This window comes from Streptomyces sp. TP-A0356 (assembly GCF_001417775.1).
In the GTDB taxonomy this organism is placed as follows: domain Bacteria; phylum Actinomycetota; class Actinomycetes; order Streptomycetales; family Streptomycetaceae; genus Streptomyces.
In genome coordinates this window covers 201,975-216,340 of sequence record NZ_BBZJ01000012.1, presented here as the reverse complement: position 1 = coordinate 216,340, position 14,366 = coordinate 201,975, and the positions used below count along the sequence as shown (strand labels likewise).

The following is a 14,366-nucleotide window of genomic DNA, read 5'->3' as shown; positions in this document are numbered from 1 at the left end:
ACCAATTTGTGTGCCTCGTGTGAAGGTTGGGGCCTGGAATGTCCGATACGTAAGTGTGACTTTCGCGTGGGCGTTCCCTACGACGTGACAGCGGCCGGTCGTCGCACGGGAAGCGCTGCCCGGGCCGGGCCGATGAGCGCCGGCAGGAACAGTGAACTCACCGTCGCCGCGGCCGCGCTGGCCAGGGCGATGCCCCAGGCGACGGGGCCGAGGGGCGTGCAGCCGAAGAACTGGCTGAGGACCGGCGTCTGGACGACGACCGCCAGCGCGGCCAGGGAGCCGAGCGAGGAGCCGACGATCGCTCCGCTGCGCCCCCCGGCCAGCAAGGTCTGGCCCAGTTGCGAGCCCACGAGCGCGACCAGGGCGACGGTGCGGGCACGGGCGGCGCGGCCGGGCCCGGTCAACCGGGCCGCCAGCCAGCCGGCCGTCGCGCCCAGAGCCGTGGCCACCGCACGGCAGACGGTCTCCTCGGTCAGGGCCGCGCCGAGCGAGACCTCGGGTCCCTCGCGGAGCATGCGCTCGGTGGCCTCCGGATGGGGTGGGCGCAGGGCCACCGCCATGGCCGGAGCGAGGTCCGTGAACAGGTTCACCAGCAGCAGTTGACGGGCCGTCAGGGGTGAGGTGCCGGTCGTGGCCGCGCCGAGGAGGGTGAACGCGATCTCGCCGAGGTTGCCGCCGACCAGGATCGCCAGGGCCTGCCGTACGGAGGCCCACATGGCGCGGCCCTCCACCAGCGCGGCGAGCACCGTCTCCAGCCGGTCGTCCGTTACGACGAGGTCAGCCGCCGCACGTGCCGCCGGTGTCGCCCGCGTACCGAACGCGATGCCGATGTCCGCGAGCCTGATCGCGGGCGCGTCATTGGCGCCGTCGCCCGTCATCGCGACCGTACGGCCCAGGCGTTGGAACGCCTGCACGACACGGACCTTGTGCACCGGGGTGCTGCGCGCGACCACACCGACATCGGGCAGCAGGGCGTCGAGCCCCTGGTCGTCCAGCGCGTCGAGTTCGGCGCCCGTCACCACCCGCCGGCTGTCCAGGACGCCCAGTTCGGCGGCCGTCTTGCCGGCGGTGCCCGGGTGGTCTCCGGTGATCATCACGATCTGCACCCCGGCTTCGGCGAGTTGGCGCAGCGCCGCGGCGGCGGTGCCCCGCACACGGTCGGCGAACGCGAGGAAGCCGAGGAAGTCGAGTCCCCGCACGGAATCGTCCGTCAGCTCCCCTTCGGCGCCCCGGAGTTCGGCGACCGCGAGGATGCGGTGGCCCTCGGCCGCCAGCTTCTCCCCGGCGGCCAGGATGTCCCTGCGGCCGCGCTCGTCCAGCGGTCGGCCACCGCGGGTGGCACAGCGTGCGACGACCTCCTCGGGCGCTCCCTTCACCGACAGGATCCGGGTCCCCTCGGACTGGCTCAGGGTGGCGTGGAAGCCGCGGCTCGGCTCGAAGGGCAGGCCGGAGATGCGGCGCCAGCCCGGCGCGCCCGTCGTGCGGCGCACGCCCGCCTCCTCGGCACCGGCGGTGACCGCCTTGTCCGTGGCGTGCGCCAGCCCGTTGCCCCCGTGCGGGCGTGGTGTGGCCCGCAGTGCGGCGGCGAGTACGGCGCGCTGGTCGTCGCCGAGCGCGTCCAGGGGCCGGCTCTCGCCGTCGGCCGCGACCGCGACCAGGGAGATGCGCCCATGCGTGAGGGTTCCGGTCTTGTCGAAGCACAGGACATCGGTGCGGCCGGCCGCCTCGATGGTACGGGGGTCCCTGACCAGGGCGCCGCGTGCCGAAAGCCTTCTGGCGGCGGCCAGTTGGGCCGCCGATACCAGGAACGGCAGCCCTTCGGGAACACTGGCCACGGCCAGCCCCACGCCCGCCCCGACGGTGTCCCGGACCGGGCGCCCACGCAGTGTCCCGGCCACCATCACCGCCGCCGCCGAACCGAGGGCCACGGGCAGGGTGCTGCCGGTGATCCGGGCCAGCCTGCGCTCCACGCCCACGGCGGGCGCGGTACCCCGGCCGATGGCCGCGGCACGGCTCGCCTCGGTGGCCTTGCCGGTCGCGACGACGACGACGCGGGCACGGCCGGCCGCGACGGTCGTGCCCTCGTAGACCATGGACGTACGGTCCGCGAGGTCCGATGCCAGTACCGGCGCGACATCCTTGATCACGGGCAGCGACTCACCGGTCAGCGCCGACTCGTCCACCTCCAGGTGGTGCGCCTCCAGCAGGCGTCCGTCGGCGGGCACGACGTCACCGGCGCCCAGGATCACCACGTCTCCCACGACCAGGTCCTCGGCGGGGACGACGGCCTCCTGGCCGTCCCGCAGCACCCTGGCCTTGACGGCCGACTCACGCCGCAGCCGGGCCACCGCCCGGTCGGTCCGGTAGCGCTGGAAGCCGCCGACGAACCCGGAGAGCGCGGTGACCGCCACGATGACGACGGCGTCGAGGACGGCGCCCACCGAGGCGGACATGGCCGCCCCGGCGGCGAGGACGGGGGTGAGTGGATTGAGCATCTCGGCCGCGTAGGCCCGGCCGAGCGACGAGGTGGGGGCCCGTTCCCCGGAGGCGGTGGCCCGCGCCAGCGCCTCCTCGGTCGTCAGTCCGGTCTCTCTGCTCCCGGTGCGGGCGAGCACGGTGGCCGGGTCCATCGCATGCCAGGGCTGCCGGGACGCGCCGGTCACGGGCACCGGGCGCCGCAGCAGCCGGACCGCAGACCAGGCCCCGAGGACGGTGCCGATGACGGCCGCCGTGTTGAACGCGGTCACGCCGCGGGCCGCGGGCCGCCGCGCCCGTCCGGCCAGCGTCGCCGTCGCGCCGACGGCGGCGGACGCCTGGGCGAGCCGTACCCCCCACCTGGCTGCCTCCCGGGCGGTGCGGCAGGCCTGCACGACGACGACGGCCGTCGCCGGATCGGAGTCCATGTACAGGTCCGCGCCCCAGGGCGGAGTCCCCTCCGAGTCGGCGAGACCCACCCCGACGTCGGCCGCCACGAGCGCGGACCGGTCCCGCGAGATCAGCAGTACGCCCCTGCCGTCGCGCTGGAGGTCCCGTACGGCGTCGAGCAGCTGTTCGTCCGCCGCCCGCATCGCGTCGGCCTCCCGCACGGACGGGTCGTCGGGGTACGCGCCCGCCGTCACCACGGTCAGTCCGGCCCCATGGGCCGCGGGCACGAAGGCGTCGGCTGCCTCGTGCATCTGGGGCACCACGCTGATCATGGCGAGCAGCTGCCGTCCGCGCGCCAGCCCCAGCACGAGCCGTGCGCCTTCGCGCTCCAGTCGCTCCCGGGCGCGGGTATCGATGCCGCCCTGCAGGGACAGGTGCTCGATGGGCCCGAGCACCCATTCGCCCTCCCGGCGCACCCGCTCGGGCGCGGATCCGTCGAAGAGCCGATGGGCCGTCGCGGCGAGTTCTCCGGCGGGCGTGCTCTCGTCGAGGGCGATGAGATCGGCCAGCAGATGGGACCCGGTGGCCAGGACGTCCGTGTCGAGGAGGACGGTGTCGATACGGTCCAGCCTGCGCAGGGCGTCGGGGTCCGCCACGAGGATGTTCCTGCGGGCCAGTCCTCGGCCGAACACACAGGCGAAGCCTTCACGGGCCAGCAGGGGGGCCTTGGGGACCGCGGCCAGCGCACCCCCGACGGCCTTTTCGGGGCTCCGGGTGACGAGGAGCGACCCGGCGAAGGACGCCGCGGCCACGAGGAGTGCCTGGTCGGCGTAGCGCTCGACCGGTCCCTGCCGCAGTGGGGTCTCGCGGGGCTTCGCCGGGGGTGTCGCGCGGTGGTGTCCGGCCTTGGCGCTCCCGGTGAGGCACGGCTCGGCGGCAGCCCAGGCGGTGTTCTCCGCAGTCGCCTCCAGCACCCGCAGGGCGTGCCGCACGGTGTCGGCGCCGACCCCGAGGAGACCACCGGAGCCCGCCTGGCCGACCGCCGCCAGTCCGGAGATGAGGACTCCGGCGTTCTCGGGGCCGACCGCCCACTCCACCACAGCCCGCAGCCGTGGGTGGCTGTCGATGATCGGGGCGAGGGCCGCGACCGCAGAGGGAAGGGGCGTGTGACGGGTCAGGCCTGCCACAGCGGCCAAGGGCGCGGCCGTCACGTGCGCGACCATGGAGAGTGCCGCGCGCCGTATCCGTTCACCCGAGAGCGGATGGTCGGGCAGCGGGCGATCGATGCCGTGCGCATCCTCCACCGTCTCGACCGCCTCGACCAGGGCGTCCGCGATCTCCTCGACGTCGAAGGAATCCTCGATCCCGACCACGGCGTGGCCGAGCACAGTGTTCACGACGGCCCAGGCCACCCCGGGAACATCGGCGAGGCGCCGCTCCACGTCCTCGGCGAGCTTCACCGCCGCGGCATGGGGCAGGTCGCCCTCGCCCAGGCCGCGCACGGCGATGTGCGCGCGCCCGTCGAAGTGCCGTACGCGCCTGCGCGTGTCGTCCCACACCACAGCGGTGACGGACGACACGACGGCTTCCAGCAGTTCGCGTCCCGGCAGTGCCACAGCGCATCACCTGCTCTCGGCCGGCACTCAGCTCCTCCGCGCACGAGTAGCCATAAATAAATATTTCAACCTAAGTGCCGTAAATGCCGGACTTGGGCCCAGGTTGCAGGGCGCGCGTCGGGCGAAGCGCGCAAGAATTGAAGAGGCACACCACACCGACTCCTGAGAGGAGACCTGGGGGATGGCCAAGACAGCGGAAACCACACAAGAGCGGGAAGAATCCCGTAAGCACCGCATGGAGACCCATGCGCACGAAGGTGCGGGCCTGCACCTTCATACGCGCACACTGCACCCGTCGCTGAAGATTCCGTACCTGACGAAGGGCGACGTGACGAGCACGGCCAAAGCGGCGACGTCGCTGATGCCCGGCATGCCCACGCCCAAGGATCTCGTCTTCTACGGAGGTCTCGGAGCGATGGCCGCGGCGGGGGCCCTGGAATGGCCGGTCGCGCTCGCCGTCGGCGGAGCCACCTGGCTGGTGCGCAGCAGTAGATCGCGTGAAGGAGGTGCCCGGGCGTCGGCCGAGCACAACGGAGGCCGGGGCTCGGCCAAGTAGAGGGGCTGATGCGAAAGGCCCCCACGGCGCCCGGCGGCGACGGCGCTGCCGGGCGGCCGCGCGTCAGGCGGCGACCGCAGTGGCGGCCGCGCGTCAGGCGGCGACCGCAGTGGCGGCCGCGCGTCAGGTGGCGACCGCAGTGGCGGCCGCGCGTCAGGTGGCGACCGCAGTGGCGGCCGCGCGTCAGGTGGCGACCGCAGTGGCGGCCGCGCGTCAGGCGGCGGCGGGCGCGGCGGCCGTGCGCAGGTGCCGCGCGTACGCGGCCCACAGCTCCCAGAGAACACGCATGATGATCGCCTCGGCGAGCGCGACGCCGATCTTCGTCGCCACGGCTACGAGAATTCCGCCCATGTCGGCCGACTTTCTGTCTTCGGAGGGGTGTCTCATATCCGACAATGCAGCCGTATGCCCTGGCATGGGTGCACTTTGGATGTACATGTGCTGTCGCTTGGGTGAACAACCGGTGACACCGGTGCCTGGTCGTGGCGGCCGGTGCCGAGGTCGAGGGCGATCCCGAGGCGGCCGAGGTGAAGCGTACCTCGGCAGTCACCACTTCGGCCGCCTCGCTGTTGAAGTCCGGGTGGCCGGCAGGGAGATGGTGTGAAGGGCACCCTCGGGGTCCCACCTCCTACGGCCGCAGGATGAGCTTCCCGCGAGGGTGGCCGGTCTCGCTCTCCCTCTGGGCCTCGGCGGCGTCGGCGAGGGGGCGGCTCCGTGCGATGCGTACGACCAGGCGTCCGGCGGCGGCGAGCCGGGCATGCTCGGCGAGGGCCGTCACGGAACGGGGACCGCCACTGGAGAAGGTTTCAGCGCCACCACCTCCGCCCTGCGGTACGCGGCCGAGGTCAACGCCCGCGCGCTGATCGAGGCGGTGTGGCGGGCGGGCGGTGAACCGGTGACCATCCACCCCGCCGACCCCGCGGACACCGACGTGACCGCCCGGCTCGCCCGCTTCGACGGCGTGCTGCTGCCCGGCGGCGGTGACATCGCCCCGCACCGCTACGGCGCCGCCGACACCCACGACGCGGTCTACGACGTCGACGACCTCCAGGACGCCTTCGACCTGGAAGTCGCCCGCCGGACCCTGGACTCGGGAGTTCCCCTGCTCGCGATCTGCCGTGGTCTGCAGGTCGTCAACGTGGCCCTCGGCGGCACCTTGCAGCAGGACATGGGCGGCCGGGACCACGAACACCGCCATGTCGTACACCCGGTGGCGGTTCGGCGCGGCACCCTGCTGGAACGGGCCACCGGAGCGCAGCGGACGGAGGCCTCCTGCTACCACCACCAGCGGGTGGAACGCACCGGAGCCGGACTCAGGGTCACCGCACGGGCGGCCGACGGCACGGTCGAAGCGCTTGAACTCCCCGACGCGCGTGGCTGGTTCACCGCGGTCCAGTGGCACCCCGAGGACACCGCCCACCGCGACCCCGCCCAACAGGGCCTGTTCGACGCCCTCGTCCGAGCGGCCCGCACCCGCCTGTGACTCTCCGACTTCCGTGCGAGCGGGAACCCCTCCTGAGCACCTTCCCTACGGAGGCGAACGTCGCGGTGGGGGCCGCCACTTGAGCGGCCCCCACCACGGGGAGGTGACGCGGCACAGCCGCGCCGCGGGTCAGCGGGTGGGCAGTGCCCGGGTGTGCTCGATGCGCACGGCGTCCAGGTCCTGGGGGTTCAGGCCCAGCAGCCGCAGGATCGTCGGGGCGATCTGCGTGGTCTCGACCGTGTCGCCGACGCGCGTGCCGTGCGCGGCGGCGGCTCCGGAGACGACGAGCGGGACGTCGAGGTCGTCGGCGTGGGCGCCGCCGTGCTCGGCGATCTTGCTCTTGCCGCCGGTGTAGACGACGCCGTACCGCGCGATGCCGAACAGGTCGGGCACGCGCGAGTCGCCCGGGCGGACGTGGAAGTAGCGGGCCGCCTCCCCACCGGCGTACAGGGTCTTCAGGCCGCTCGCAGTGAAGGGCCTGGCGGCGCCGTCGATGCCGTTGCCGGTACCGGACTGGGCGAGCAGATACGCCTTGGCGAAGTCGGTGGCGGCCTTGGAACGGTCGGTGAGCCAGATGAGCATGCCGTCGTCGTTCACGGCGTGCGCGACCAGCTTGCCGGCGCCCGGGTGAGCGGCCTTCCAGGCAGCGTCGAGACCGTCCAGCAGAGCGCCGTCGTCGATCCGGGTCAGCGCCTTCGGGTCGGTCGGGGACTGCCCGTGCTTGGCCGAGAGGATGACCGTGGTGTTCCCGTCCAGGTGCCTCTTGCGCAGCTCGGCGGCGAGGGCCCCGACCTCCTTGTCGACGAACGCGAGGTTCTTCGCCAGCAGCGGTCCCGGTACGCCCTTCGACGCGTAACCGCCCGTCAGGCCATTGGAGGTGGGCAGCTTCTGAGCGGTCGACACGGACTGGAAGTTCATGCCGAACACCGCGGGGGTTCCGACCTTGTTCGTGCGGCTGTGGTCGTAGCCGTCGATCTCGTTGAGGACGGCCCGCACCTTGTAGCCGTCGTACTGCTCGGTCGCCGCGTTGTCCTTCGTCCAGTCGGCGGCCGCCGGATAACCGATCGCATCGCTGTTGATCTCGGGGGCGAACAGGTCCTGGATGCCGTTGCCCGAAGGCCCGTTCAGGATGTCGTACGCGATGTGCTTGTCGGACCAGGCGGTCCGCAGCCCTGCCTTGCGGACCACGTTGAAGACCGTGTTCACCTGCAGGTACGAGTACGGGTAGACCGGCTTGCAGGTCTTCGGGTCGACCGGCAGCTTCGACGGGTCGATCAGGCTGCGGGCGTTGCCGGTCATCTTCAGGATGCTGCCGGGCAGGCCCTTCAGACCCTGGCCGGCGTCGATGGAGTGCTGGTTGCGGTCGAGGTTCTCGGTGAGGTCGACCTCCACGCCGGGCTTCACGCCCGAGCAGTGGGTCGTGCCGGCCGGGAGAAGCGCGTGGTTGTAGGTGTCGTCGTAGTAGACGCCCGTGGTACCGGGGTTGCCGCCCGTGAGCTGGCCGACCAGACCCGGGAACGAGTCGGAGGGCACGGTGGTCCTCGCGTGGGTGTACTCCACACCGCCGGCGGCGAGGCGCGCGAGCGCCGACTCCGGGTGGCGGGCGACGTACCAGGCCAGGTCGGACTGGTGCAGGCCGTCGACCGACAGCAGCAGGACGTGCCGGGCGGGGGTGCGCGGGTGCGTGACGGGGACGTGCGCCGAGGCGGACTCGGTGGCCGTGGCGGTGAGAGCGCCGACAGCGGCGAGCGCCGCGGTGACCGCGGCGACACGACGGGCAGGACGTCGGGACAAGGGTTCTCCTCGAACGGTACGGAGCATGGGGCAGCGCGGATCATGCACCGACATACGAGAGGGCCAACGTGTACGGAAGGGGGCCTCCGTACCGTGTGATGCCAAAGAAACGCACGGGCGTACGCAAAAGTCGGGGGCGCCCCGAGCCGGTGGCTGCGCTGCCACCATGCGGACCGCGAGGGCTGTGAAATGACACGGCGCCACCCATGGGAGCCGTCACCGGACTCGGCCGAACCCGGACGGGTCAGCGCCGGCACCCTTCCCCGGTCAACTCTCCTGCGCCCGGGTGCTCGGCCGATGCCGGAACCCGTCGGCGTGGATGATCCGATCGTGGTGGTGGCCGCGGTGGACGATGGGAGTGCGGTGCAGGGCGATGAGCGCGACGTCGTCGTCCAGGCGCCCGCCGGTGTGGACGAGGAGATCTCGCCGAATGTGGTGCAGGAGCGCCTGCGGGCTGGCCTGGGTCCACTGGGCGACGCGTTCGGCGAGCGGGTAGAAGCGGCCCTCGGCGTCGCGGGCCTCGATGACGCCGTCGGTGTACAGCAGCAGGGTGTCACCGGGCTCGAAGGAGAACACGTCCAGGGTGTAGCTCCCGGGAGTCGTCCCGCTGACCCCCAGGGGAGGCGCGGGGTGCAGGCTCGGGGCGGTGACCACGTGGCCTTCGCTGAGCAGCAGTGGCGGAGGGTGTCCGCAACTGGTCATGCGGGTGATGGGGTCGTCGTCGGGGATCTCGACGAGCAGGGCGGTGGCGAAGCGTTCGCCGAGCTCCTCGATCGGTTCGAAGTCGGCCAGGTAGCGGGTCACGCTCTGTTCGAGAGTGGCCGCCAGCTCCGGCAGGGACGCCTGCCGATGGGCGGCCTCGCGGAAGGCGCCGAGCAGCAGTGCGGCCTCGCCGATCGCGGACAGGCCCTTGCCGCGCACATCACCGATCAGCACCCGCACCGCGTTGTCGGTGCGGGTGGCCGCGTACAGGTCGCCGCCGATCTGTGCTTCGTCCTCGGCGGCCAGGTACAGGGTGGCGACCTTCAGGGGACCGAGGGTCTCCGGCAGCGGCCACAGCAGGACGTGCTGGGCGGCCTCGGCCACCGACCGGACCTGGGCCAGCTGTGCGCGGCGCCGGTCGCGGATGGCTGCGTAGACCATGATCAGTACCGAGAACACGGCAAGAGTGATGATCTGCACGATGTGGTTGGTGGTGGTCAGGCCGCCGTGAAGGATGGCGATGACGACCTGAGCCGCCACCGCCAGCGCACCGACGAATCCGGTCATCCGGGGGCCGGCGAACGAAGGGGTGAGCGCCGGAGCGATGACCAGCGCGGGTCCCAGATGGATGGTCTCGGGGGAGTGGATGTCCACCACCATGATCACCACGATGAGAGCGACCGGAAGCAGCAGCAGCGCATGACTCGATTGCCACGGCTGCCGCAGAGCGGCAAGGCTCTGCCGCGGCCCCATGCCTCCACCCTGCCTCGCCACGGGTGGGTCGGCCACCGCGTGCCGGGGGGGCGCGTCACGCGGTGCCGGGCCGGGGTCCGCCGCCCGCGCACGGCCCCGACCCGACGGGTCGCGACCTGCCCCGCACACCCCTGAACGTAAACCGGTGATCCTTGGGTACCCGCCGCATTGTGCCGAGATCCACGCGGCGCCCCGATGGCGCCGGCGCAATCGATCAGCGAGGAGGAGGCGCAGATGAGCACGGTCAAGGAAGCGGTGGAGGTCGAGGTTCCCATCCACACCGCCTACAACCAGTGGACGCAGTTCGAGGACTTCCCGAGCTTCATGGAGGGCGTGGAGGAGGTGAGGCAGGTCGACGACCGCCACAATCACTGGACCACCAAGATCGGCGGAGTGCGGCGGGAGTTCGACACCGAGATCGTCGACCAGCTCCCCGACGAGCGGATCACCTGGCGGACCACCAGCGGCGACACCAGGCAGCGGGGCATGGTTCGCTTCCAGCGCCTGGATGACACGCACACCCGGGTGGAGCTCGTCATGGACGTAGAGCCCGGTGGGGCGGCGGAGAAGACCGCGGACATGCTGGGAATCATCGACCGGCGCGTCAAGGGCGACATGCGCCGCTTCAAGGAGTACATCGAGCAGCGCGGGAGCGAATCCGGCGCCTGGCGTGGGCGCATCAAGCCCGGTGACCCCGGTTCGTCCCTCTGACCGCCTGCCGGAGGTGCCTCGGCCGGACCACGCGGCCGAGGCGCCTCCGGCGTAGGCGTTACGTTGCGCTCCCGCCCGCCGGTCGCGGTGCCCCGCTTCCTTGCCCCGGAGGCATGACCGGCCGTGGCCGGGCCCGTGAGCGGGCGCGATCGCGTCGGCCTCCCATCGGCCAGAACAGCACGTACGCGGTCGAGACGGCCACGAACCCCAGGCGTATCAGGCCACGGGCCGAGTCGTCGGGAACGACGAAGACGCTGCCGTAGAGGGTGATCAGCGCGATCCAGCTCCACCAGGGCACGAGGCGCCGCTGCCCGATCACATCCCACAGCAGGGTGCCCAGCAGGACGGAAGCGGTGTAGTACGTGTACACACTGGGGTCCAGGAGGACCCTGGCGTTGGCCCCGAGCAGCACGACCGCGGCCCACCGGCCGCGCCAGACGGCGACACACCCGAGAGCCAGGCCCAGCGCGAACTGTGCCGGGCGGTCCCAGGACGGGGTCCGCGGGTCACTGACACCGAGCCAGCGCAGCGCGGACGCCGGCTGGTTGGGGATGGTGAACTGGGCCGCGGCGAACGAGTGCGGCGCGTCGACGAAGAACGGCAGCCAGGCGAGCGCGACCAGGCCGGCGCACCACAGGCCCGCGCGCAGCCACTGGTGTCTCGGCAGGGCGAGCAGCAGCGGCAGGAAGGCAAGCGCGGTCGGCTTGGAGTCCATGGCCAGGGCCAGGAAGACACCGGTCGCGGCCGGATGGCCGCGGGTGACGGAGTGTACGGCCAGGACGGTGAAGAAGAGGGCCAGGACATCGTCCAGGTGCCCGAAGCGGACTGCGACCTCGATCCACATCGGGATGAAGGCCAGACCGGCGACCAGCACGCGCTGCCGCAGTCGCTGATGGTTGGTTCCGGTTCCCAGGAAGTGCCAGGCCGCGCTGCGCCCGGCCAGGACGAGGACGACGAGGCCGAGCAGCGACATCAGGGCGGCGGCCAGCAGCTGCCCGACGGCCCCGGGAAAGGGGTTGAACAGGCCCGCTGCGAGGAAGCTGACGGGCCCCATCTGCAGCTCCGGGTGATGGGCGTACAGGTTCAGACCGCCGTCGCCGCCACTCGAGGGGCCCTGGTAGAGCAACTCTCCGCCGGTGCGCAGATAGTGCCAGGAGAACCCGCCGTGCGGCTCGACGACGGCGAACCAGAGGACCGTCCAGGCAGCGAGCAGCACCAGGTGCATCCGCTGACTGATGACCGGCACGCGCCTTCCTTTCGGCTCCCGTCCCCGACGCTTGGCCCTGAGACGTCCTGGGGTCCCCTTCTTGAGATGGCCGATCGGGCAGGATGGTTCTCCCGCGACCCGATCTCTCACCCAGGGCGCTTCGCGGACAGGTGTGTGTGGTGGCAGGTGCCGGGCACGGGTGGGACGGTGGAGGAGTCGGCTCCCTGTTCCTGGTGGGAAGTGATGAAGGCGGCGGAGTACGAAGGCTGTGGACGCCCGCCCGGCGAGGAAGAGGCCGACGGGCGTGAGTGACGCACAGGGTACGCCGAGACCGCCGAACCGCGGGTCCCTGCGGCTCGTCCTGGTCGCCGACCCCGGCCTGCCCTCGGAGATCGCCCGAAGCCTGGCTCCGCGCCTGCCCGGGCAACTCCGCCGGGCCACCGGCGCAGCGGTTCGGTGGGAGGTCGACGCGGTCACCGTACCCCTGGTGGCGGACGACCAGGTCGATGTCTCCCGCATCGCGGACATGGTGAGCGGTCACCTGGAGGGCATGGGCTGGGACATCGGCATCTTCATCACCGATCTCCCACGGCGTGCGCGTCTCTACCCGGTCAGTGTCGAGGTCGACACCGAACGCCGGGTGGCGCTCATCTCGTTGCCGGCACTGGGCTCCCGCCGCCTACGCCGCCGGGTGCGGCAGGCGGTCGTGGACATCGTCCGGCAGATGGTCTCGCGGGAGAGGGCCCTGGAGCACCCCAAGGTGATCGGCCGCCCGCCGCGCGAACCCGCACCCGGCCTCGGGCCCCAGCCCCGTGCGCTCAGGCGGTACGTCGTGCCCGGCCTGCGCGGCCATGTGCGCCTGATCAGCGGCATGGTGCGCGCCAACCGTCCCTGGCGGTTGTTCGGCTCCCTCTCCCGGGCGCTGGCGGGGGTGTTCGCCACGGCGACGATCCTCTTCATCAACACCGCCACCTGGAACCTGGCCACCGCGCTCAGCGCGTGGAAGCAGGCGCTGATCACCGTCGTGTCCGCTCTCGCCCTCAGCGCGTGGATCATCATCGACCACCGCCTCTGGGAACACGCCGACGAACTTCCCGCCCGTCACCACCCGCTCTACCCGTACAACCTGGTCACGCTGATCACCGTCGCGCTGGCGGTGGCCTTCCTTGCCGCGATGCTCTTCGTGACGCTGGTCGCCGTCTCCTTCCTGCTGTTGGAGCCCTCCGTCCTGCGCAAGTTCGTGGGACGCCCGGTCGTCGCGGGTGACTACCTCTTCCTGTGCTGGTTCATCACGTCCATCGCCATGATCGGCGGGGCCTTCGGAACGGGGCTGGAGGGCGACGAGGAGGTGCGGGACGCCACGTACGGAAGGAGGCAGCGCGAACGCCAGCGACAGCTGAAGGAACGCTCAGCCCGCTCCGAGGACGGCGAGGAAGACTGATGACACGCTGCTCGGGCGTACGGTTCTCGTACCGCAGGCCGAGTGAACCGGCGGGGACCGGGATACCCGGTCCCGTATGAATCGGCTGCCGAAACGGGGACGCAGGGACGACGCGGGGCGGCACGGCCCTCCGCCGGAATCGCCGGACCGCCGGAGGGAGCCCCCCGAGGACTCCACGGCCGAGCGGCCCGGACCGGACCCCGAGGTGGAGCACAGGGCCCCGGACGCGCCCACACAGCTGCCCGGGCGCTCGTGGTGGGCGGTGCTGAAGGGCACCCTGCGCGAGTTCCAGAAGGACGAACTGACCGACCGGGCCGCTGCCCTCACCTACTACGGTGTGCTGTCCCTCTTCCCGGCCCTGCTGGTGCTGGTGTCCCTGCTGGGCATCGTGGGCAGGTCGGCGACCGACCAGGTGGTGGCCAACCTCAAGCGGTTCGCCCCCGGCTCGGCCCGGGACATCCTCACCCGGACCGTGGAACAACTGCAGGGACAGACCGCCACCGGGTCGGTCGTGGCGTTCGCGGGCCTGGCCCTGTCGGTGTGGGCGGCATCCGGCTACATCGCCGCGTTCATCCGCGCCGCCAACGCCGTCTACGACATACCCGAGGGCCGCCCCCTCTGGAAGGTGCTCCCCATCCGCATCGCCGTCACCGTGGTGCTCATGGTGCTGGCCGTGATCAGCGCGCTGATCGTGGTCTTCACCGGAGACCTGGCCCGGCAGGTCGGCACCGCGCTGGGCATCGGGCACACGGCGCTGACGGTGTGGTCGATCGCCAAGTGGCCCGTGCTCCTCGTACTGGTGATGCTCATGATCGGGATCCTGTACTGGGCCACGCCGAACGCGAAGGTCCGCGGCTTCCGCTGGATCACCCCCGGCAGCTTCGTGGCGCTGGTGATCTGGATGGTCGCCTCCGGTGGGTTCGCGATCTACGTGTCCCACTTCGCCTCGTACAACAGGGCCTACGGAGCCATGGCGGGCGTGGTCATCTTCCTGATCTGGCTGTGGATCGGCAATCTGGCGATCCTGCTGGGGCTGGAGTTCGACGCGGAGACCGCGCGGCAGCGGGCGATCGCCGGCGGCCATCCACCCGACGAGGAGCCCTACACCGAGCCGCGCGACACCCGCGCGTGGGACGAGGAGGACCGGCGCCGTCTGGACTGACCGAGCGCTGTCGGGGGCGAGACGGCTCAGGAGGCAGCGGGGCGCCGGTACGTGCACACCGGGACACCCGTGCCGC

10 protein-coding genes are annotated in these 14,366 nt (G+C 71.8%); 5 read left to right on the top strand and 5 right to left on the bottom strand.

The genetic code is table 11. From position 1 onward, the window contains the following. Positions 1–77: 77 nt before the first annotated feature. Positions 78–4,481 (bottom strand): HAD-IC family P-type ATPase, encoded by a 4,404-nt coding sequence (locus tag ASC56_RS01040; protein WP_055489190.1) that lies wholly within the window; start codon positions 4,479–4,481, stop codon positions 78–80. 181 nt (positions 4,482–4,662) lie between these two features. Here ASC56_RS01040 and ASC56_RS01035 point away from each other — a divergent pair, with 181 nt between their 5' ends. Beyond that, positions 4,663–5,037: a hypothetical protein gene (locus ASC56_RS01035; protein ID WP_159039579.1), complete on the top strand. Its 375-nt coding sequence runs from the start codon at positions 4,663–4,665 to the stop codon at positions 5,035–5,037. A gap of 628 nt (positions 5,038–5,665) precedes the next feature. Here ASC56_RS01035 and ASC56_RS41515 read toward each other — a convergent pair. Next, positions 5,666–5,944 carry a zinc-binding dehydrogenase gene (locus tag ASC56_RS41515; protein ID WP_234376806.1) on the bottom strand — a complete coding sequence of 93 codons (279 nt, stop codon included), beginning with the start codon at positions 5,942–5,944 and terminating at the stop codon, positions 5,666–5,668. Here ASC56_RS41515 and ASC56_RS01030 point away from each other — a divergent pair. Then, complete coding sequence (locus ASC56_RS01030) at positions 5,864–6,520, top strand: gamma-glutamyl-gamma-aminobutyrate hydrolase family protein (protein WP_234376827.1); 657 nt, start codon at positions 5,864–5,866, stop codon at positions 6,518–6,520. The two genes, ASC56_RS41515 and ASC56_RS01030, sit on opposite strands and share 81 nt — an antisense overlap. 129 nt (positions 6,521–6,649) lie before the next feature. Here ASC56_RS01030 and ASC56_RS01025 read toward each other — a convergent pair whose 3' ends face one another. Next, a complete protein-coding gene (locus ASC56_RS01025; RefSeq protein ID WP_234376805.1) occupies positions 6,650–8,314 on the bottom strand; it encodes an alkaline phosphatase family protein in 1,665 nt (554 codons plus the stop codon). Positions 8,315–8,581: 267 nt separating this feature from the next. Next, entirely contained in the window at positions 8,582–9,769 is a 1,188-nt protein-coding gene (locus ASC56_RS01020; protein WP_055489187.1) for a PP2C family protein-serine/threonine phosphatase, read from the bottom strand. A gap of 234 nt (positions 9,770–10,003) precedes the next feature. Between ASC56_RS01020 and ASC56_RS01015 the strand changes: the two genes are divergently transcribed. Further along, entirely contained in the window at positions 10,004–10,480 is a 477-nt protein-coding gene (locus ASC56_RS01015; protein ID WP_055489611.1) for an SRPBCC family protein, read from the top strand. Positions 10,481–10,538: 58 nt separating this feature from the next. Here the strand turns inward: ASC56_RS01015 and ASC56_RS01010 are convergent, their stop codons facing one another. Further along, positions 10,539–11,705, bottom strand: a complete 1,167-nt coding sequence (locus ASC56_RS01010) for a hypothetical protein (RefSeq protein ID WP_079102254.1) — start codon at positions 11,703–11,705, stop codon at positions 10,539–10,541. Between the two features lie 286 nt (positions 11,706–11,991). Here ASC56_RS01010 and ASC56_RS01005 point away from each other — a divergent pair, with 286 nt between their 5' ends. Both ASC56_RS01005 and ASC56_RS01000 read left to right on the top strand, forming a co-directional pair. Continuing rightward, positions 11,992–13,128, top strand: coding sequence for a hypothetical protein (locus ASC56_RS01005; protein ID WP_055489186.1), 1,137 nt, complete (start codon positions 11,992–11,994; stop codon positions 13,126–13,128). Positions 13,129–13,204: 76 nt separating this feature from the next. Beyond that, positions 13,205–14,290, top strand: coding sequence for a YihY/virulence factor BrkB family protein (locus tag ASC56_RS01000; RefSeq protein ID WP_055489185.1), 1,086 nt, complete (start codon positions 13,205–13,207; stop codon positions 14,288–14,290). The last annotated feature ends 76 nt before the right edge of the window (positions 14,291–14,366 follow it).

Bases quoted from the DNA above. Each gene is read 5' to 3' on its own strand.
- ASC56_RS01000 (WP_055489185.1), top strand. From the start codon at position 13,205: ATGAATCGGCTGCCGAAACGGGGACGCAGGGACGACGCGGGGCGGCAC.
- ASC56_RS01020 (WP_055489187.1), bottom strand. From the start codon at position 9,769: ATGGGGCCGCGGCAGAGCCTTGCCGCTCTGCGGCAGCCGTGGCAATCG.
- ASC56_RS01015 (WP_055489611.1), top strand. From the start codon at position 10,004: ATGAGCACGGTCAAGGAAGCGGTGGAGGTCGAGGTTCCCATCCACACC.
- ASC56_RS01010 (WP_079102254.1), bottom strand. From the start codon at position 11,705: ATGCACCTGGTGCTGCTCGCTGCCTGGACGGTCCTCTGGTTCGCCGTC.
- ASC56_RS01035 (WP_159039579.1), top strand. From the start codon at position 4,663: ATGGCCAAGACAGCGGAAACCACACAAGAGCGGGAAGAATCCCGTAAG.